This window comes from Cetobacterium sp. (assembly GCF_051653945.1).
Taxonomy (GTDB): Bacteria; Fusobacteriota; Fusobacteriia; order Fusobacteriales; family Fusobacteriaceae; genus Cetobacterium_A.
This window is the reverse complement of sequence record NZ_JBOFXD010000116.1, coordinates 38515-58241: the sequence shown is the minus strand read 5'-3', so window position 1 is coordinate 58241 and position 19727 is coordinate 38515. Positions and strand designations below refer to the sequence as shown.

The 19727-nt window shown below is 29.4% G+C and carries 21 protein-coding genes; 3 read left to right on the top strand and 18 right to left on the bottom strand.

The genetic code is table 11. From position 1 onward, the window contains the following. Positions 1 to 4 precede the first annotated feature (4 nt). From radC to ACRC8M_RS12410, 6 genes are all read right to left on the bottom strand, one after another. Positions 5 to 697 carry a RadC family protein gene (gene radC / locus ACRC8M_RS12435; RefSeq protein ID WP_438529430.1) on the bottom strand — a complete coding sequence of 231 codons (693 nt, stop codon included), beginning with the start codon at positions 695 to 697 and terminating at the stop codon, positions 5 to 7. Between the two features lie 20 nt (positions 698 to 717). Then, entirely contained in the window at positions 718 to 1767 is a 1050-nt protein-coding gene (cobT, locus tag ACRC8M_RS12430; protein ID WP_438529429.1) for a nicotinate-nucleotide--dimethylbenzimidazole phosphoribosyltransferase, read from the bottom strand. Between the two features lie 2 nt (positions 1768 to 1769). Beyond that, positions 1770 to 2357, bottom strand: a complete 588-nt coding sequence (locus ACRC8M_RS12425; RefSeq protein ID WP_438529428.1) for a histidine phosphatase family protein — start codon at positions 2355 to 2357, stop codon at positions 1770 to 1772. Between the two features lie 9 nt (positions 2358 to 2366). Beyond that, a complete protein-coding gene (gene cobS, locus ACRC8M_RS12420) occupies positions 2367 to 3131 on the bottom strand; it encodes an adenosylcobinamide-GDP ribazoletransferase (protein WP_438529427.1) in 765 nt (254 codons plus the stop codon). Between the two features lie 15 nt (positions 3132 to 3146). Then, positions 3147 to 3707: a bifunctional adenosylcobinamide kinase/adenosylcobinamide-phosphate guanylyltransferase gene (cobU, locus tag ACRC8M_RS12415; protein ID WP_438529425.1), complete on the bottom strand. Its 561-nt coding sequence runs from the start codon at positions 3705 to 3707 to the stop codon at positions 3147 to 3149. A 113-nt stretch (positions 3708 to 3820) separates the two neighbouring features. Then, positions 3821 to 4369, bottom strand: coding sequence for a ferritin-like domain-containing protein (locus ACRC8M_RS12410; protein WP_438529424.1), 549 nt, complete (start codon positions 4367 to 4369; stop codon positions 3821 to 3823). Positions 4370 to 4636: 267 nt separating this feature from the next. Here ACRC8M_RS12410 and ACRC8M_RS12405 point away from each other — a divergent pair, with 267 nt between their 5' ends. After that, on the top strand, positions 4637 to 6136 hold the full coding sequence (locus tag ACRC8M_RS12405) for a YifB family Mg chelatase-like AAA ATPase (RefSeq protein ID WP_438529423.1): 1500 nt from the start codon (positions 4637 to 4639) through the stop codon (positions 6134 to 6136). Positions 6137 to 6195: 59 nt separating this feature from the next. Here ACRC8M_RS12405 and nusB read toward each other — a convergent pair whose 3' ends face one another. The 9 genes from nusB to ACRC8M_RS12360 form a co-directional block, all read right to left on the bottom strand. Continuing rightward, the gene (gene nusB / locus ACRC8M_RS12400; RefSeq protein ID WP_438529422.1) at positions 6196 to 6603 is read right to left on the bottom strand and encodes a transcription antitermination factor NusB; all 408 of its coding nucleotides are present in this window, start codon (positions 6601 to 6603) and stop codon (positions 6196 to 6198) included. A 13-nt stretch (positions 6604 to 6616) separates the two neighbouring features. Further along, the gene (locus tag ACRC8M_RS12395) at positions 6617 to 6829 is read right to left on the bottom strand and encodes a DUF2273 domain-containing protein (protein ID WP_438529421.1); all 213 of its coding nucleotides are present in this window, start codon (positions 6827 to 6829) and stop codon (positions 6617 to 6619) included. Between the two features lie 11 nt (positions 6830 to 6840). Then, complete coding sequence (gene amaP / locus ACRC8M_RS12390) at positions 6841 to 7350, bottom strand: alkaline shock response membrane anchor protein AmaP (protein ID WP_438529420.1); 510 nt, start codon at positions 7348 to 7350, stop codon at positions 6841 to 6843. A 60-nt stretch (positions 7351 to 7410) separates the two neighbouring features. Continuing rightward, a complete protein-coding gene (locus ACRC8M_RS12385) occupies positions 7411 to 7788 on the bottom strand; it encodes an Asp23/Gls24 family envelope stress response protein (protein ID WP_040405960.1) in 378 nt (125 codons plus the stop codon). Between the two features lie 66 nt (positions 7789 to 7854). Next, the gene (gene accC, locus ACRC8M_RS12380; protein WP_438529419.1) at positions 7855 to 9201 is read right to left on the bottom strand and encodes an acetyl-CoA carboxylase biotin carboxylase subunit; all 1347 of its coding nucleotides are present in this window, start codon (positions 9199 to 9201) and stop codon (positions 7855 to 7857) included. Positions 9202 to 9214: 13 nt separating this feature from the next. Continuing rightward, entirely contained in the window at positions 9215 to 9628 is a 414-nt protein-coding gene (locus ACRC8M_RS12375; RefSeq protein ID WP_438529418.1) for an acetyl-CoA carboxylase biotin carboxyl carrier protein, read from the bottom strand. 77 nt (positions 9629 to 9705) lie between these two features. Next, positions 9706 to 13122, bottom strand: a complete 3417-nt coding sequence (locus tag ACRC8M_RS12370; RefSeq protein ID WP_438529417.1) for a DNA polymerase III subunit alpha — start codon at positions 13120 to 13122, stop codon at positions 9706 to 9708. Beyond that, positions 13115 to 14308, bottom strand: coding sequence for an MFS transporter (locus tag ACRC8M_RS12365; RefSeq protein WP_438529416.1), 1194 nt, complete (start codon positions 14306 to 14308; stop codon positions 13115 to 13117). The genes ACRC8M_RS12370 and ACRC8M_RS12365 overlap by 8 nt, the downstream gene beginning before the upstream one ends. A 245-nt stretch (positions 14309 to 14553) precedes the next feature. After that, positions 14554 to 15378, bottom strand: coding sequence for a methyltransferase domain-containing protein (locus tag ACRC8M_RS12360; RefSeq protein WP_438529415.1), 825 nt, complete (start codon positions 15376 to 15378; stop codon positions 14554 to 14556). 91 nt (positions 15379 to 15469) lie between these two features. Here ACRC8M_RS12360 and ACRC8M_RS12355 point away from each other — a divergent pair, with 91 nt between their 5' ends. Beyond that, positions 15470 to 16069: a hypothetical protein gene (locus ACRC8M_RS12355; RefSeq protein WP_438529414.1), complete on the top strand. Its 600-nt coding sequence runs from the start codon at positions 15470 to 15472 to the stop codon at positions 16067 to 16069. Positions 16070 to 16102: 33 nt separating this feature from the next. Here the strand turns inward: ACRC8M_RS12355 and ACRC8M_RS12350 are convergent, their stop codons facing one another. Together ACRC8M_RS12350 and pepT are read right to left on the bottom strand one after the other, a co-directional pair. Next, on the bottom strand, positions 16103 to 16372 hold the full coding sequence (locus ACRC8M_RS12350; protein ID WP_438529413.1) for an acylphosphatase: 270 nt from the start codon (positions 16370 to 16372) through the stop codon (positions 16103 to 16105). Between the two features lie 22 nt (positions 16373 to 16394). After that, positions 16395 to 17618, bottom strand: coding sequence for a peptidase T (gene pepT / locus ACRC8M_RS12345; RefSeq protein WP_438529412.1), 1224 nt, complete (start codon positions 17616 to 17618; stop codon positions 16395 to 16397). Positions 17619 to 17757: 139 nt separating this feature from the next. Between pepT and ACRC8M_RS12340 the strand changes: the two genes are divergently transcribed. Then, on the top strand, positions 17758 to 18444 hold the full coding sequence (locus ACRC8M_RS12340; RefSeq protein ID WP_438529411.1) for a pseudouridine synthase: 687 nt from the start codon (positions 17758 to 17760) through the stop codon (positions 18442 to 18444). Between the two features lie 32 nt (positions 18445 to 18476). Here ACRC8M_RS12340 and ACRC8M_RS12335 read toward each other — a convergent pair whose 3' ends face one another. Continuing rightward, complete coding sequence (locus ACRC8M_RS12335; RefSeq protein WP_438529410.1) at positions 18477 to 19724, bottom strand: GntP family permease; 1248 nt, start codon at positions 19722 to 19724, stop codon at positions 18477 to 18479. Positions 19725 to 19727: the final 3 nt, after the last annotated feature.

Here is a 19727-nt window from a genome sequence, read left to right as displayed (position 1 = left end):
ATTTTTAATAATATTCAATTAATCCATTTTCATAAAAACTAAAATAAGACTCGTCACTAACAATAATATGATCTAACAATTTTATATCTACCTTTTCTAGCAACTCTTGCATTTCTAAGGTTAATTCAATATCTTTTTTAGATGGAGTTAAATTTCCACTTGGATGATTATGAGCAAATATTATTCCCTTAGCTCTATTATCAATTGCTCTTTCCATTATCTTTCTGGGATAAACTACACTTCTGTCAATTGTTCCCTTAAATAAAATCTCGTCACAAACAATCTTATTATCACTACTTAGGTAAATTACTTTAAACTCTTCACTTTTCAAAGTACCCACATCATCCTTCAAATAATTTACCAAATCATTTTTGCCTTTTAAAGTTGTTAAATCAGCTTTATCTAAATTTTTAAAATAATGATTTGACATTGTATCACCAATTACTTTTAAATACAAAGCTGTTTCTAAACCTACACCTTCAACTTCTTTTAAATCATTTAACTCAGCATTTATTACCTTATTGATAGTTTTAAATTTTAATAATAAATTCTTTGCAATCCCTTTGCAATCTTTTAATTTTATTGAGTATGTCAACAATAACTCTAAAATTTCATAGTCCTCTAAACCTTTATATCCAATTTTTAAATACTTCTCTCGTAATCTCTTTCGGTGTCCTTGCATTTGGTTTTTTTCCAAAATAATCACCCCTTATTACTTTATTGAAATATTTCATAAACCTCGTCTTTTGTTTTCATTATTTTAGGAATCTCTACTGCAGCTTTCAAAATAGGATATGCTAAAACTGCTCCTGTTCCTTCTCCTAAACGCATCTCCATATGCAAAAATGTTTTTAAATCCAATGCTGACATAACAACTTTCATTCCTGGTTCTTCACTCATATGAGTTCCAATTAAGTAATCTTTTACTTTTGGTTCTATTTTAGTTGCTACTAATGCAGCTACTGCTGATATAAATCCATCTATTAACATAGGTTTTCTTTCTGATGCCGCCCCTAAATAAAGTCCCACCATACAAGCAATATCAAGGCCACCTACACATCTTAAAACTTCTATTGGTTCTTTGTTAAATAAATCATATTTAATACAAGCTTCTTTTATAACATCCTTTTTTCTTTTTAATCCCTCGTCTGAAAGACCTGCACCACAACCAACAACTTTTTCTATCTCCTCTTTTGTCAAAGCATATAAAATAGCTGAACTTGTTGTTGTATTAGCTATTCCCATCTCTCCATTAGAGAAAAAATCATATTCTTTTTTATCTTTTATTATTTCTACTCCAGCCAAGATTGCCTCTATTACTTCATCTAAGCTCATCGCAGGCTCTTTAGTAAAATTTTTAGTTCCATAAGCTATTTTTTTTATATATAAATTTTCATAGCTTCTTGGAATATCTCCTTTAATTCCTATATCTATCAAATTTAGAGGTATTCCTAAACTTTTACATAAAATTCCAATAGCTGCAAAAGAGCTTAACATTGCTTCTGAAACTATTCTCGTATACTCTATAGGACAAGAGGATACTCCTTCTTCTATAACTCCATTATCTGCTGATGCTATAAAATGACATCCAGTTTTTAGTTCATTTAAGGGGTGTCCTGTTATTCCCGCCACTTTCATTGCTAAATCCTCTAAAACACCTAAACTTTTCTCAGGCTTCATTCTTGAGTCTAATATTTTTTTACACTCTTTTATAGCTTCTATATCAACACCAACAATCTCATTTTGAATCTTTTTTATTCTGTCCAATTTTAGCCCCCTATATTTAATCCCTTTAATATTGGATATCCTTCAGAAAATTCAATTATAACTATCCCACCATTTTCTACACTAAATTTCCAATAAGATTCTAATCCATTAGAAAAGTAATGACTTAAAATAGTATTAATTACTCCCCAATGAGTAACTAATACCGTATCTCCATCTAAATCAACTTTCTTCTCTATAAAATTAATAGCTCTTTTTTGAAGCTCTAAAACACTTTCACCAGTTATATAATTATAATTTTCCCAATTACTTTGACTTTTTTCTAACTCCTCTGGATATTTCTCTAAAAGTTCTTCATAGGTATATCCTTCAAATATTCCAAAATTCAATTCACGTAATTCTTGATCAATTAAAATTTCTAATTTTTTATAATTTACAATCTCTGCTGTGTCTATTGCTCTTTTTAAATCACTTGCATATATCTTCTCATAATTTATATTTTTTAAAATTTCCCTAGTTTTTTGTGCCTGCTCTTTCCCTTTTTTTGTTAATTCTGGATCTAAGACTCCATAGTAAACCCCTTCAATATTTAATTTCGATTCACCATGTCTAACTAAAATAACTCTTCCCATTAATCTCACCTATAAAACTATATACATTAAAACTAATGAAAGTACTGAAGATAGTTCTAGTAGTGCTCCTAAAGTATCTCCAGTTATACCACCTATTTTTTTTGTCATTAACTTTCCAAAGAAAAATCCACAAATTACTAATATATTTAAAACAATAAATAAATTTGTAAAAGGTAGCATAAAGAACTGAGAAATTCCGTATAACATAATTGTAACTGTGATATAAGATATTAATAATCCAGTTTTATCAGTATTATCCACAAAAGTTTTACCCATTCCAGTGGCTCTTGCATAAGGCTCAAAAGCACAGTTAACTACACTATTTATTCTAGCTAATATAGGTACAATAAGCATTATTACACCTTGATCTATTCCAAATAACTCCGATGTTTCTACTAAAAAAGCAACTTTAAATATAAAATAAAGTATTAAAACTAAAACACCGTTTGTTCCAACTCTAGAGTCTTTCATAATCTCTAACATTTTTTGTTTACTTCTATAGCTAAATATACCATCAAAAGTATCTGCTAGCCCATCTAAATGTAATCCACCAGTTACTATAACGTCAAGTGTAACTAAAATTATTGCCATTAAAACAGGCGATGGGATAAACCCTTCTAAAGCTGTCGCCACAATAAAGTTTATAATACCTATTACTAATCCTACTATTGGAAACCACTTCATTCCTTTTCCTAAAGCTTTTGAATCAAAAGTATTTCCTCCAGGAAATGGTAATCTTGTCATAAATTTAAAAAGTAAAGCTAACCCTCTCATTCTCTCCTCCAAACTCTATTTTAATTTTAACTCTAATCCAGAAACTATTAAATAAGCCTCATGGCATTCTCTTCCAACCAATTGATTTATTCTGCCACCAATATCTCTAAAATATCTTCCTAAAGCATATGGAGGAACTAAGCCCATTCCAACTTCATTAGAAACTACAACCATATCTAATGAACTATTTTTTATAAAATCTATTAATTTTTGAACTTCATTCTCAATCTCTTCCTCAACCTCTTTAACAATATCTTGAGTTATCTTATCCCAGTTGATATTTCTATCCATAATCATAATATTTGAGACTAAATTTGTTAAACAATCTAGCAATACAACTCCATTCAAATCTTTATATTCTTCTAAAATTTTATAAAGATTTCTGTATGCTTCTATTGTTACCCAATTCTCTCCTCTTTGAATTTTATGTAATCTTACTCTTTCTTTCATCTCTTCATCAAAAGATATCGCTGTAGCTACATAAATTTTTTCTTTATTCAATTGAAAAACTTTTTTTTCAGCAAAAGAACTTTTTCCACTTCTTGCTCCACCTGTTACATAAATTATTTTCCCCAAGCATCTCACCTTTTATTCTTTTATAATACTTTAATAGTATCACAATCTAATAAAAACTTCAACATAACGAAAAAGAGTGCTTAAACATATTAAGCACTCTAACTATTTATCTATTATTTTTGGAAATGTCTCTCTAATAATCCTAAGAAAGCTCTTCCGTGTCTAGCTTCATCTTTAGCCATTTCATGAACTGTATCGTGAATTGCATCTAATCCTAATTGCTTAGCTCTTTTTGCGATATCGAATTTTCCTGAAGTTGCTCCGTATTCAGCTTCTACTCTTCTCTTTAAGTTCTCTTCTGTAGAGTCAGTTACAACCTCTCCTAATAACTCTGCAAATCTTGCAGCGTGTCCAGCCTCTTCAAAAGCTATTCTTGTGTAAGCTTCTGCTACTTCTGGATATCCTTCTCTATCTGCTACTCTAGCCATTGCTAAGTACATTCCAACTTCCATGCACTCTCCGTTAAAGTTTGCTCTTAATCCTTCGATGATCTCTTCATCTCCGCAAGCTAATCCTTCTCCTACTTTGTGCTCAGTTGCCCATACTCTTCCTGCTGTTTCATCAAAAGGAACACATTTATCTAATCCTACCTTACATAAAGGACAAGTTCCTAAAGCCTCTTCGAATACTTCTCCACATACTGTACATTTTACTTTTGCCATTTTAAATCCTCCTTGATTATTTTCTACATATATTTTATTTTTTTATTTACTTTAAATTGTTATAGTTACTATTTTGTAATTGTTACAATTCTGTTTACAAATATAATATACACTTTTTTCGTGGATATGTCAAACTTTTTTTATTTATTTTTTAAAAAAAAAAGAAAATTATAAAATATCAGTAGTCATATAAAATACTTACTTCAATATTTGTCATAAATTTAATCCATTTTAAATTTTATAATATTTATAAATAAGGAGGTTTTTATGTTAGTTCGAGTATTAAGCTCAAGTTATTTAGGAGTTGAACCATTTTTAGTTGAAGTCGAAGTGGATGTGACTAATGGTCTTCCTATTTTTAACATAGTTGGCTTAGGTGATGCAACTATATCAGAAAGTCGAGATCGAATAAGATCAGGGATTAAAAATATGGGGTATTTACTCGACCCTAAAAGAATTGTAGTTAATTTAACTCCTGCTAGCATAAAAAAAAGAGGGTCACACTTTGATTTACCTATTGCTATTGGAATAATGGTTGGCATGAAATTTCTCTCAGATTACAATGGTATTTTAAGAGAATATCTACTGATGGGTGAGCTTTCTTTAACTGGAGAAATTAGAAGGTCTGAAGGTATAATCAGTGGAGTTCTATTGGCTAAAAGTAAAGGATTTAAAGGTGTTATTATTCCTGAAGAAAATTTAGAAGAGGCTTCTATTATAAAAGATATCGAGATCATAGCTGTTAAAAATCTTAGAGATGTTGTTAAATTTATTGAAGAGGGTATTACTCGTAGTAAAAGAGTTATAAATACAGCAAAAAATTTTCAATATACTTTAGATATGTGGGATGTTAAAGGACAAATACGAGCTAAAAGAGCACTTGAAATTGCTGCTGCTGGAGGACATAATATAATAATGATTGGTGCTCCTGGAAGCGGTAAATCTATGTTAGCTAAAAGATTAACTAGCATACTACCACCTATGTCAGAAAATGAAATTATTGAAACTACTAAAATTTATAGTATTGCTGGTGAACTCAGTGAAAGAGTTCCAATTATTATCAATAGACCATTTAGAGAGCCACACCATACCTCTACAACAACCTCCATAATTGGAGGTGGCCGAACACCTAAGCCAGGTGAAATAAGTTTAGCTAATAATGGTGTATTATTTTTAGATGAATTTACAGAGTTTGATCGAGTTGTTATCGAAAGTTTAAGAGAGCCTTTAGAGGAAAAAAGAATATCTATAACACGAAGTTTAGGAAAAATGGAGTTCCCCGCTAAATTAATCTTTATCGCTGCATGTAACCCCTGTTTTTGCGGAAATGGATTTGATGAAGAGTTATGTACGTGTACACCTTATGATATTAGAAGATATTCAAAAAAACTTTCAGGTCCTATCATCGATAGAATTGATTTATATGTTGAAATCTACAGACTCAATGATAAAGAGATTTTAGATGAAGATCGAGGTGACACCTCTCAAATTATTAGAGATAGAGTTATCAAAGCTAGAGAACTTCAAAATATACGTTTTAATAATAATAAACTTAATCGTGATATGAATAATAGTGAAGTTGAAAAATATTGCTCTTTAAATAATGAATGTGAGCAAATAATTAGAGCAGCTATTAGAAATTTAAATCTATCTATGAGAACATATCACAAAATTTTAAAAGTTGCTAGAACAATCGCAGATTTAGAAGATTCTTTCAATATTGAAAAACAACATCTATTGGAAGCTATTAATTTTAGAAAAAATTAGATAATATAAAATAAAAAAGGAGAAGTAATTTTTAGAACTACTTCTCCTTTTTAAACTTATTATCTACTTTTTTCAACTACTACTTTTGCTAAAACACCATTGATAAATTCGTGTGACTTTTCATCACCATATTTTTTTGCTAACTCTACAACTTCATTAACAACTATCTCAGCTGGAACATCCTCAAATAAAACCTCGTATGTTGCTATTTTTAAAAGTGCTTTCTCAACATTTCCGATTCTTTCTAAACTCCAACCAGTGATATTATTTTTTAATGTTTCTGTAATTTTATCATCATTTAAAGCCATTCCATTAGAATATTTTTCAATAAACTCTCTTTCATTTGTATTTAAATTAGTTTCATCTCTTAACAAATAACTTGCTAAAGTTTCATCTATCTTTACTTCAGTTAACTCCGCTTCAAAAACTATTTTAAATAACTCTTCTCTTGCTACTCTTCTACTCATTATTGTTTCCTTTCTAATCCTTTAATCTATTTAATATTTGTTTTTTTAACTTCTCTTGAAAATCTCTATCCCCTAATTTAAAACCGATAAATGCTAAAAATAATACAAAAATTGTTTTTAACACTCCATATTCAACTAAAAGAACTCCTATCACTAATCCTAAGATGGCATATAGATATTTCTTAAAATTAAGAATAAAATTTTCAATAATCTTTTCTAACATCATATTTGCTCCTCCTATTCAATTGAGTCTCTTCTAGGTGATAATCTAGAAATTTTTACCTCTATATAATCAACTTTTAAGTCTAACTTTTGTTCTAAATTAGTTTTTATCAAATTTTGTATATCTACTGTTTTTGATGACAAGTTATTATTTGATATCATATCTAAATTTAATTTAACAAAATACTTGCTCCCTCTATTTCCACACTCTATTTTCAAACCCTTTATATCACTATCTTTTAACAAAATCTCTCTTATTAAATTTTTTACTGTATCTGTTGAAATATGAACTGATCCATGCTCATTTTTTATAACATAATCTTTTTCTTTGGAAAAATTAGATAATAATTTTAATATTGATATACACATATATATTAAGCATATATTAAAAATAACAACTTTAAATATAAGTGAGCTTGTGTCTATTGTTGAAAAATATTGTGGCATTATTATATACCCTATTCCTGTTACAGCTATAGTAAATATTCCTATCCATGCAAAGAAAAATATTAACTTTTTTATCAATAAACTCACCCCTGTAAAGAAAGATTAGAGGCGTAATAAAACGCCTCTCTCATATTTTAATTATACAATCTCTATATCCTCGTGCTTTTCTTCATACTCATCTGTTAAAATTTTTACATCTTGTACGAATACATTCACTTCTACAACTTTTAATCCAGTCATTGTACTTACTGCTGTTAAAACATTTTTTTGAACATTTTGAGCAACCTCAGAGATTTGATAGCCGTACTCAACTATAATATATATCTCTACACTACACTCTTTTTCTCCAACTTCTACTTTAACCCCATTTGTAAGTCTTTTTTTCCCTAGCATTTTACTAACTTCATCTGCTACTCCACCTGCTAATTTATAAACTCCAGAAACATCTTGTGCTGCCTTTGCTGATATCGTCTTTACAACATCATCTGCTATTTTTATATTTCCTAACTCGTTCATAAAAACACCTCCGTAGATATTATACATATATTATTACATTTATTTAAAGTTTTTCCTAGCTATTATTTAATTTTTTTCAAAATTTTCTTCAATAAACTTCGTTGTAACTTTTCCTGCTCTATATACTTTATTATCTAATACCTCTAAATGGAACGGTATTGTCGTATCAATTCCCTCTATAATAAATTCATTTAAAGCTCTTTTCATCTTTTCTATAGCTTCTTCTCTAGTGATTCCATGGACAATAAGCTTTCCAATCATAGAGTCATAGTATGGAGAAATTTCATATCCTTGATATGAGTGTGAATCTACCCTAACTCCAGGTCCTCCAGGAACAATGTAAGTTTCTAATTTCCCTGGCGATGGTAAAAATCCTGCCGCTGTATCCTCTGCATTTATTCTACACTCAATTGCATGTCCAAATAACACAACATCCTCTTGAGATATGTTTATTCTTTCTCCTTCTGCAACTTTGATTTGTAATTTTATAATATCTATTCCAGTAACCATCTCAGTCACTGTATGTTCAACTTGAACTCTTGTATTCATTTCCATGAAATAGAAGTTATCATCTTTATCAACTAGAAATTCTAAAGTTCCTGCTGAATCGTAATTAATTGATTTTGCTAATTTTACAGCAGCTTCACCCATTGCTTTTCTAACTTTAGATGGCAATTTATATGATGGTGCTTCCTCTATTAACTTTTGATGTCTTCTTTGAATAGAACAATCTCTTTCTCCCAAGTGAATAACATTTCCATGTTTATCTCCCATAATTTGAATTTCAACGTGTCTTGGGTTTTCAACAAACTTCTCTATATAAACATCTGGATTTCCAAATGCAGACTCTGCTTCTGTTTGGGCAGCGATGATTTTGCTTTCTAACTCTTGTGGAGTTCTAGCTAATCTCATACCTTTTCCACCACCACCAGCAGTAGCTTTTATCATTACTGGATACCCTATTCTTTCTTCAACTTCTTTTCTAGCTTCCTCTATACTTCTTATAATTCCAGTTCCATTTGTCAATGGTACGTCATTTTCTATCGCAGTTTTTCTAGCTGTAGCTTTATCACCCATACTTTCAATAGCTTCTGGACTTGGTCCAATAAACGTTATGTTATGAGTTTGGCATATTCTTGCAAATCTAGCATTTTCAGATAAGAATCCATATCCAGGATGTATTGCATTTGCTCCTGTTATCTCTGCTGCTGCCAATATATTAGGTATTTTTAAATATGATTCTGTACTTAAAGGTCCCCCTATACAAACTGCTTCATCTGCTAATCTAACGTGTAAACTATCTTTATCTGCTTCTGAATATACAGCAACTGTTTTTATTCCTAACTCTCTTGCTGCTCTTATTATTCTAACAGCGATTTCACCTCTATTAGCAATCAATATCTTTTTAAACATAAAATCCTCCCAATTATCTTGCTGTGGCCTTTACTTTTAATAATACTTTACCGTAGTCAACTACTCCTCCATCTTCTACAGTTATCTCCACTACTTCTCCTCCTACTGTAGATTTTAAAGGTGTTTTTAATCCCATTACATAAATATAACCAAGATCTTGTCCTACTTTAATTTTATCACCTATTTTAACAGTATCTTTATAGAAATATTTTCCTATTCCTGTAGAAACTACAGTTTTTATATTCTCCTCTTTTTTACCCATCTCTTTCACAGGCTGTGGAGCTTCTTTAGGCATTACAACTTTTGGCTGTGGAGATTTTTTTATTTTTATTTTTAAATTTTCATTTTCCTCATAACTAATTTCAGTTAATCCACATTCACTTAAAACATTAATTAAATCTTCAATTTGAAACTCTTCTTTTTTCATAAGTTCCTCCATCAGTTTTTATCACTTATTTTAACATAATTTAAAAAATCATTCAAGGTTACATTACAAGTGTAATTTTATCTTATAACTACACTTTTTTCTCCTAACAACTCCTCTATTTTTCTTATTAATCTAGGAGTTACTTCAATGGTTAATTTTGAGTTTTTTATCTCTTTATTTCCATCAATATCTATAGCAAAACTTAAAGGAACTTCTCCTTTATTATCTAAAAGTATCTCTTTTAATCTATTATACTTGTCTTTAGATTTCTCATTAATTAATATATATATTCTATTTTTTTTACTAAACTCTATTGAATTTAAAGCTTTCATACTTTTTACAACTAATTTTTTATTTTCATTTCCATTAAAATAATCAATTTGAATGCTCCCATCTATTACTACTGCTTTACCTTCAAGTTCTATATTTAAATAATCTTTATACTCTCTTGGAAAAATAATTCCAGAAATTTGATCATAATAATCTTCAATAACAAAAGTGCACATAGGTTCTTTTGTTTTTTTTGTCAGTATTTTTTTCACATCCCTTAGTATACCATAAGTTTTAATTATATGCAGGGAATTTTCTAATTTTATTTCTGAAATTTTGTTCATTTTATATGTTTTTATTAGCCAATCATACTTATCTAGAGGATGTGCACTGTAATAAAATCCTAAAAACTCTTTTTCTTTTTCTAATTTTTCATCTGGGGTAAAATCTGTTACATCGGGTAAAACAAAATTTACCATCTCTGATTTTGCTCCTCCAAAAAGATTCATCTGCTGAATGTCATCCTCTTTTATTTTTTTATTGGCATAATCGATAACTTTCTCAATTGATTCTATCTTTTGCTTACGATTTCCAGGAAGAGAATCCAAAGCTCCAGAATAAACCAATGCTTCTATATTTTTTTTATTGAGCCCTTGTCCTCTCAATCTATAAATAAAATCCTCGTATCTTAAATAATTTCCATTTTTTTCAAATTCAACTTGAATTTTTTGAGCTAAACTTTCCCCAACATTCTTTATAGCTGCTAGGGAGAATCTAATTCCACCATTTTCTACTGTAAATTTAGATACTGGGTTATTAACATCTGATAATTTCAACTCTAATTTATGTGCTTTTGCATCCTCTATATAAAATGCAACATTTTCTACATTACTTTTTTCAGATGTCATTATGGAAGCATAATACTCCTCTGGATAAAAATATTTAAAATATGCTGTCCAATAAGCTATTAAAGCATAAGCTGCTGAATGGGATTTATTAAATCCATATCCTGCAAACTTATCTATCAAATCAAATATCTCTTCTGCTTTTTCTTTAGAATATCCATTATCTATAGATCTTTTAACAAACTTCTCCCTGTTTTCATCCATTATAGAAGCTTGTTTTTTCCCCATTGCTCTTCTCAAAAGATCAGCTTCTCCTAAAGAATAACTCGCCATTATATTAGCTATTTTCATTACTTGTTCTTGATATAGGATAACACCATATGTCTCTTTTAACACTTTTTCTAATGTTGGATGAGGATATTTTATCTCTTCTAATCCATTTTTACAATTTATAAAACTCTCAACCATTCCAGACCCTAACGGTCCAGGACGATAAAGAGCTAGTAATGCGATAACATCTTCAAATCTACTAGGCTTTAATTGAACTAATATTTTTCTTATACCTATAGATTCTAGTTGAAACACTCCTAAACTATCTCCTGATGAGAGCATTTCATAGACTGAAGCTTCATTTAATGAGATTTCTTCTAACTTTATATCTTTTCCTTTGCTTTCCTTAATATACTCAATAGTTCTCTGAATATTAGTTAAGTTTCTAAGTCCTAGAAAATCCATTTTAAGTAGACCTAGCTCCTCTAGTTCCTTCATTTGATATTGTGTAGAAATTTTATGATCCTTATTGTCACTGTATAAAGGAACTACCTCCATCAATGGATCTTTAGTTATTACAACTCCAGCAGCATGTATAGAAGCATGCCTAACTTTATTCTCTAATCTTTGGGACAGATTTACTAGATTTCTAATTTCACTGTCCTCTGTATATATATCTCTTAGCTCTGAATTTGCTTTCAATGCTTCCTCTAATGTGGAAAATGCAGGTATTAGTTTTGCTATCTTATCAACTTTAGCTAAGTTAACATCCAACACTCTTCCAACATCTCTTAGAGCTGCTCTAGCTTTCATTCTACCAAAAGTTATTATTTGTGCTACTTTATCTTCGCCATATTTTTGAGTAACATATTCAATTACTTCCTCTCTTCTCTCCTGACAAATATCTATATCTATATCTGGCATCGATATTCTCTCAGGATTTAAGAATCTTTCAAAAATCAGGTTATATTTTATTGGATCTAAATCTGTTATTTTTAAAGCATAAGCTACTAAACTTCCTGCCGCTGATCCTCTTCCTGGTCCAATTGGTATATTTTTTCCTTTTGCATAAGAGATAAAATCCCATACAACTATAAAATATTCCTCATAACCCATTTTCAAAATAACATCTAATTCATACTCTACTCTTTTTAGTAGTTCCTCATTTAAACCACTTGGATATCTTTGAGATAATCCTTTATAGACTATTTTTCTTAAAAACTCTCCTGGAGTTTTTACACAATTTGGGATTTCATACTTCGGAAACTTTAACTCTCCAAATTCCAAATTCAAATTACATTTTTCTGCTATCTCTTCAGTCATATCAATAGCATCAATAAATTCTTCGCCTAAAGAATTTATAACTTCCATTCTACTTTTTAAAAATAACTCTTTAGTTTCAATTTTCATTCTATTTGTATCTGAAACCTTAGCTCCAGTTTGAATGCAAATCACTAAATCTTGTAGTACATGATCACCTTCATAAACATAATGTGTATCATTTGTTGCTACACATTTTAGTTCATGTTTTTTAGAGTATCTTTGTAACTCTTTATTCAACTCTCTTTGACCATCGACTCCATTTCCTTGAACCTCTAAATAAAAATTTTCTTTACCAAAAATTTCTATATAGCTCATTATTTTTTCATCTATAATTTTTTCATTTTCATTTTCAAGAATTGCCCTTGAAACCTCTCCTTGCATACATGCTGATAAAGCTATGATACCCTCACTATGTTTTCTTAAAAACTCTTTATCCACACGAGGTCTATAATAAAATCCCTTCAAAAATCCTACTGAAGATATTTTTAAAAGATTTTTATAACCAGTTAGATTTTTAGCTAGAAGTATCAAATGAAAATTTCTTCCCTCTTTTTTTTCCATTTCAAATTCTGATACATATGCTTCAATACCAATAATTGGTTTAATACCTTTTTTCATAGCACATTTATAAAACTCTATAGCTCCGTACATATTCCCATGATCTGTAATAGCTATTGCTTTCATATTTAAACTTTTAGCTCTTTCTAAATACTCCTCTATTCTTCCAACCCCATCTAGGAGACTGTACTCTGTGTGTAAATGTAAATGAACAAAGTTTTTATTCATCTGCTCCTCCTCTTAATGGTTTTTCTACTTTAAAATTTTTATAAAAAACAGCAGTTCCAATTAAATATAAAACTACAGTTAGATAGTACGGAAAATTATACGATATATTTTCCATTAAATACCCTGCTATAATCATACTTATTGCTCTTGTTACATTAGATGACATAGATACTATGCTACTCATCAACGCTCTATTTTCATAATCTACGGTTTCTAAAGATATATTTTGAATAAGTGGTTGATTTAAGTTCATCAAAGTTGATCTCAACAAAAATGAAACTCCCAATATAAATATACCTTGAGGAAATGCAATTGAAATTAAAAATGGAATTGATAACAGTTGACATATTACAACGGTATTTTCTCTTCCTAATACTTTGGAAATATGTGGAACTAATAAACCTCCTATAACTAATCCCAATTGAGATAACCCCATAATAACTCCAACTTTTTCATTATCTATATTCAAAGAAAATTTTAAATATACACTAAAAAACGGAATTACTAATCCAGCTCCAAAACCTATAATTGTATTGTAAATAACAAATTTTAAAGCTTGTCCACTCATAACCTCTTTAAAACCTTTGAAAAAATCTTTGCTTTTCTTACTTTTTACTACCTCTCTATCGTTCAATCCATTTAAAGGATAAAAACTAAATAAAATTAAAAGAGCACAAAATAAATAAACCAATGGAATTGATTTTTCTGCTGCAAATATTTTTCCAAAAGTTTTAATTAATCTTCCAGCACCATAACTAGCACAAACAGTTCCTAAACTCTGACTCACAAAATTTTTACTAAAAACCTTTACTCTCTCTTTTTCTGTTGAGTTTTCAATTAAAAGTACTCCTATTGAAGAAAATGGAAATCCATATCCAAGCCCCATCACTCCTGAAAATAGTTTGATTAAAAATGGACTTGTTAAAAAACTTACTCCTAAAATTCCAATACTCATTAAAATCAGTCCCAATGAAATTGTTTTTTTGAAACCAATTTTTGAACTTAAATAAGCATTTAACATTGAGCCTAATGCAATTGATACACTCCCAATTGAGAGTACTTGACCTACTATTCCCTCTCCAAACCCTAAATTTTTAACATGTATTCCTGTAAAAACATTAAATACACCTGAAACTATGGCTGTTGTTATTACGTTTATCAAAATAACTCTATCTATTTGCTTCAACTTTATCTCCCCCTAAAATTGGCCTAGTATATTATACAATATAAATTTATAAAAAAAAATACTTCTAAATATTTATTAGAAGTACAAAAAAACGAAACGACCTTCCGGGGGGGATAGAAGGTCGTCTACAGGGGGGATTAAATAATACTTTTGTAAGTATAAAATCTTCTTATAATTAAAAAATTATTTCTAACTTTCTAATTACACTTTTTTGACGTAAAGTTTTTTTAAAAAGTTTTATTTTTTTATTTTTTTTCAAAAATATCTATATTCACTTCAATCGTAGTTTTTAATCTATCTAATGCAAATAATTTTTCAACACCCTTTTGTGGACTTCTCCATCTATAAGGAGTCATGTTAAATAAATTTTCTATACTTTCTTTTTCTAAAATTTCCGTTTCATACTTTAAATTTACAGTTTCTAAATGATTAAATATTTTTAAATCCTCTATAGGAGAGTAGAACTCTTTTCTTACAGATTCGTAAACTACCTCTTTTAATTGTAATAGATGATTCTCACCAGTTGAAACAACTATTAACTTTCCACCCTTTTTTAAAGTTCTCATATTTTCTTCTGGTATTATTTTAGCAAACATACAGATTATAAAATCTAATGATTCATCCTCTATTGGTAAAGAGCTTGCACTTGCTACAATCCATTCCATATTTTTATATGACTTTGCTGCTGAAATAACAGCCTCTTTTGAAATATCTATTCCTACAATATCACTCTTTATATTTAGTGCATCTAGTTTTTCTTTTAATCTATTTGTATAATATCCCTCTCCACAACCTATATCTAGTATATTTAACTCTTTTTTATTATCTAAGTAATTCTCAACAATTTGATTAACACCATCAGATATTCCTTTGTAATAACCTTTCTCTAAATAGTTTTTTCTACTTAAGACCATCTCTTTATTGTCACCAGGAATTTTACTGTTTTTCTGATTAGATAATAATAAGTTTACATGACCATATTTTGAGACATCAAAGTTATGATTTCCCTCACATATATATTTTCTTTCTATTCTTGTCATTTTTTTATTACAAACTGGACAAATTATCATTTTATCTACCTCACTATTTTTTTCTCTTCTGTATATTATATCATATATTTTATGTTATAATATGTTAAAAAATATTGGTGGTGATTAATTTATGTATGAAAATTTTTTTAATGATTTTATCGTTAATTTTTATGAAAAAATTGAAGATGAATTCGAAATATTAATGAAAAAAGAAAAAACTAAGAAATTATCTGTTGGAAATTTAGAGATAGACGTTATAGATTACCTTGATGATAGTAAAACACCTATTATTGAAACTATAAAAGATGGCGAAACTGGAGTTGAAATCTTTCTTAAGAACAAGGAACAAATTCCATCTCCATACAGTGTAGAAGAGATTTATCATCCATTTTCTTTAGCTGTTTTAGTTGATAAATTAATAAAAAAAAGTAAATACGTGGAGATTTTAGAAAATTTTTATGTACAATCAGAAATGTTCGCAAGAGATTTTTTAAAGAAACAACAATTAGATTCACTAGATATTACAACAGAAGGTTTCGAAATTTTTGCTATTTCTAAAGCTACAGGTACATATAAAATTGCTGAAGGAGTTGTTACAGAAATTCTTTTAATAAATGATAGAGTTTTTGTACATATAAAAAATGAAGATGACGAGGTAATTACGGCTCATGTCGTTGAATGTAATGCTGCAGATTTAGCAATGCTTTTAAATAATATTTTAAATAAATAATAACTAAAAAATGGCGGTAGAAAACTACCGCCATTAATATATAACTTGAAAATCTTTAAATTCTGGTTTATCTAATATCTCTTCATCTATCTCACTAACGTGACTCATAGAAGAACCTATCTTTAAATATTTTTTAAAATTATCTATTAGTTTTTCATCTCCTTGAGCAAAAACTTCTACATTATCATTTGGTAAATTTTTTACACTACCAGTAACTCCAATTCTTGTGGCATTTAAATATGTTGTTATTCTATATCCAACACCTTGAACTTCACCTTTAACTATAAAATGATATGTTTTCATTTTTACCTCCTCAAAACTATTTCTATCTAGATAAAATTTCAACAATTTTTAATATTACTTTTACTGATTGCTCCATTGATTCTATTGGAATAAACTCAAATTTACCGTGAAAGTTATGTCCACCTGTGAATATGTTTGGACAAGGTAATCCTTTAAACGACAGTCTTGCTCCGTCAGTTCCACCTCTAATTGGTTTTATTATTGGTTTTACTCCAACCTCTAGCATTGCATTTTTTGCTAAATCTACAATATGATAAACTGGTTCTATCATCTCTCTCATATTATAATAGCTATCTTTTAATGTTAGAATTATCTCTGCATCTTTGTGTTTTCCTTGAAGATATTTTACAGCATTTTCAATCAGTTCCTTCTTTTCTAAAAACTTCTCTTTTGAATGATCTCTTATTATATAATCTATCTCTGTTGTTTCTATTGTTCCTTTGAAATTCGTTAATAAAAAGAATCCTTCATAACCTTCTGTATATTCAGGTCTTTCATTAGCTGGTAACATAGCATTTAGTTCCATTGCTAATAACATAGCATTTATCATCTTATTTTTTGAAGCTCCCGGATGAATATCTCTTCCCTTGATTACTATATTTGCTGATGCAGCATTGAAGTTTTCAAACTCTAACTCTCCAATTTCTCCACCGTCAATTGTATAGGCAAACTTTGCTCCAAATTTTTCTACATCAAATAGATTTGCTCCTCTTCCTATCTCTTCATCAGGAGTTATTCCTATTTTAATCTCTCCATGTTCAATAGTTGGATTCTCTTTTAAATATTTTAATGCTGTCATTATTTCAACTATACCAGCTTTGTCATCTGCTCCTAAAAGCGTTGTTCCATCTGTTACAATTAATCTCTGATTTACATATTTTTTTAACTCTGGAAAATCTTTTACTGTCATTGATATATTTAAATCACTATTTAATATAATATCATTCCCATCATAGTTCTCTATAACTCTTGGTTTTACATCTTTTCCATTAAATGAAGGAGCTGTATCCATGTGTGCTATAAATCCAATTGTTGGAATACTCTTTTGTGTATTTGATGGCAGTGTCCCCATAATATATCCATTTTCATCTAATGATATATCTACTAAACCAATCTCCTCTAAATCTTTAACTATAATCTTAGCTAAATTCCATTGAATCTCACTACTTGGACACGATTGACTTTTAGCATCTGCTGTTGTATCAATCTGAACATACTGTAAAAACTTTTCTACTAAAAAACTCATTTTTCCTCCCAAAATTTACTTAAAATTATTTAACCCACATATAAATTAGCATAATTTGTTTGAAAAAAATAGTCTATTTTGCAAATTTATCAAAAATATGTTAACATCTTATGTAAAATAAATTTTGTGAGGTTAAAATTTGAGATTAGAAAAATACTTAGTTCTCTGTGGTGTTGCAAGTAGAAAAAAAATTAAAGCCGCAATTGCCCAAGGAAGAGTTACTGTTAATGGTAATATTGAAGTTAATGATGCAACTGATGTTGAATGGGGAGAAGATATTATTACTTTTGATGGAGTAATTCCAGAGAAAAAACAATTGAAATACTATATTATGTATAAAATATCAGGATATATAACTGCCATGGAAGATGATAATAAAAAAACTGTTGCTGAACTTCTACCTGAATATATTGATAAAAATTCTGTTTTCCCTGTAGGGCGACTTGATCGTGATACAGAGGGGGTTCTACTCTTTACAAGTGATGGAGATTTAAGTCATGCTATGGCTCATCCAGATAGAAATATGGAAAAAACATACTATGTTGAACTAGATAGAGAAATTTCCCAAGAGGATATCGTCGCTTTAGAACAAGGTGTAGTTTTAGATACTAACTATACTGCACTTCCAGGTAAAGTGGAATATTTAACCTCTAAAAGTATCCACTTAACTATTACAGAGGGGAAATATCATCAAGTTAAAAAAATGTTAAAAGCTGTTAAAAATAAAGTTATCTATCTTAAGAGGGTAAAGTTTGGTAATTTAACTCTTGAGGGGATGACTCCTGGTGAAGTTAAAGAGATTCAAAGGGAAGATATTATTATATAAAAAAGATGCTGAAAAATTTTCAGCATCTTTTTTTATCCTATTACTAAATAAGTTACAAAAGTAGAAAGAGCTAATATAAATCCTATTGCACATTCATAAGGGATTAATTTTAATCTTTCTTCTAACTTTGTATTGCTAGCTCCACCTGTACTATGGAAAAATGATCCATGAGGTAGGTGATCTAAAACTGTTGCTCCTGAGTTTACCATTGCGGCTCCCCAAACAGCACTTACTCCTGCTGCTAATATCACTCCAGAAAATGTTGCTGATGCTATTGTCGCTCCAGCTGTTGTTGAAGCTGTTGCTCCTGACATTAAAGCCCCTGCTATCGGTGCTATCAATTGCTCACTAATATTTGCTTTCCCTAAAACTGATAGTATAACATCTTTTAATGTTGAATTTTTTATTATTCCAGCAACTGTTCCTGTACCTATTAAAAGAATAGCTACTCCTGACATCTTTTGTAAACCATATTCCATAGATTCTTTTAACTTTGAAGTTTTTCCCATTGCTACAATTCCAACTAATCCTCCAACTGGAAGTGCAATTAATGGATCTATATTAATTCCAGCTATAGGTCTTAAAGCTAATAAACTTATTGTTATAATTGGACCTATTATACTCCCAAAAAAACTTGGTAAATTTTCTTCACTCCCCTGCTCAATTTCATTTTCTAAAACCTTTTCACCCTTTTCAACTAAAAATTTAGCTATTAAAATTGTTGCAAATAATCCAACTATTGCTGGTATTATATTTACCCACATAACAGATGGAAGTGGTGCTCCAAAGTTTTCTGCTGCTGCTATTGTATTTGGATTTGGCGATATTATATTTCCTGATTTTCCACCACCTATCATCGCACATAGCATTGCCATTTTAGATATTTTTAATCTTTTTGCAATAGCTAAAGCTATTGGTGATACAGTTATTACTGCTACATCTATAAATACTCCTATTGCCGTTAAAATAAGAGCTGATAAAGCTAACGCAAATATTGCTCTTTTTTCTCCTAAAGTATCTATAATTGTTTCAGCTATTTTTGTAGCTGCTTCTGTTTTTATCAATATTCCTGCTAAAATACCAGCTGTTAAAATTCTAACTATAGCTGGTGTTACATCCTTTACTCCACTAATCATTAGATTTACTGTTTCTGGAAGAGATACTCCTCCTGCTAATCCTCCTATTATAGCACCTAAAATTAAACTATAAGCTGGATTAGCTTTTCTCATTATCAATATTATAGCTATTATTAATCCCAATACTGCTCCAAACGCTGTCATTTT

What these genes read in the sequence shown, in the direction of transcription:
- ACRC8M_RS12385 (WP_040405960.1), bottom strand. Translation starts at nt 7,788, where the DNA reads ATGAACGAGTTAGGAAATATAAAAATAGCAGATGATGTTGTAAAGACG.
- ACRC8M_RS12360 (WP_438529415.1), bottom strand. Translation starts at nt 15,378, where the DNA reads ATGATAATTTGTCCAGTTTGTAATAAAAAAATGACAAGAATAGAAAGA.
- pepT (WP_438529412.1), bottom strand. Translation starts at nt 17,618, where the DNA reads ATGAGTTTTTTAGTAGAAAAGTTTTTACAGTATGTTCAGATTGATACA.
- ACRC8M_RS12395 (WP_438529421.1), bottom strand. Translation starts at nt 6,829, where the DNA reads ATGATGTTAGAAAAGATTATTGAAAATTTTATTCTTAATTTTAAGAAA.
- accC (WP_438529419.1), bottom strand. Translation starts at nt 9,201, where the DNA reads ATGTTTAAAAAGATATTGATTGCTAATAGAGGTGAAATCGCTGTTAGA.
- ACRC8M_RS12425 (WP_438529428.1), bottom strand. Translation starts at nt 2,357, where the DNA reads ATGGGAAGAGTTATTTTAGTTAGACATGGTGAATCGAAATTAAATATT.
- nusB (WP_438529422.1), bottom strand. Translation starts at nt 6,603, where the DNA reads ATGAGTAGAAGAGTAGCAAGAGAAGAGTTATTTAAAATAGTTTTTGAA.
- cobS (WP_438529427.1), bottom strand. Translation starts at nt 3,131, where the DNA reads ATGAGAGGGTTAGCTTTACTTTTTAAATTTATGACAAGATTACCATTT.
- ACRC8M_RS12370 (WP_438529417.1), bottom strand. Translation starts at nt 13,122, where the DNA reads ATGAATAAAAACTTTGTTCATTTACATTTACACACAGAGTACAGTCTC.
- ACRC8M_RS12335 (WP_438529410.1), bottom strand. Translation starts at nt 19,724, where the DNA reads ATGACAGCGTTTGGAGCAGTATTGGGATTAATAATAGCTATAATATTG.
- ACRC8M_RS12355 (WP_438529414.1), top strand. Translation starts at nt 15,470, where the DNA reads ATGTATGAAAATTTTTTTAATGATTTTATCGTTAATTTTTATGAAAAA.
- ACRC8M_RS12410 (WP_438529424.1), bottom strand. Translation starts at nt 4,369, where the DNA reads ATGGCAAAAGTAAAATGTACAGTATGTGGAGAAGTATTCGAAGAGGCT.
- ACRC8M_RS12405 (WP_438529423.1), top strand. Translation starts at nt 4,637, where the DNA reads ATGTTAGTTCGAGTATTAAGCTCAAGTTATTTAGGAGTTGAACCATTT.
- ACRC8M_RS12350 (WP_438529413.1), bottom strand. Translation starts at nt 16,372, where the DNA reads ATGAAAACATATCATTTTATAGTTAAAGGTGAAGTTCAAGGTGTTGGA.
- ACRC8M_RS12375 (WP_438529418.1), bottom strand. Translation starts at nt 9,628, where the DNA reads ATGAAAAAAGAAGAGTTTCAAATTGAAGATTTAATTAATGTTTTAAGT.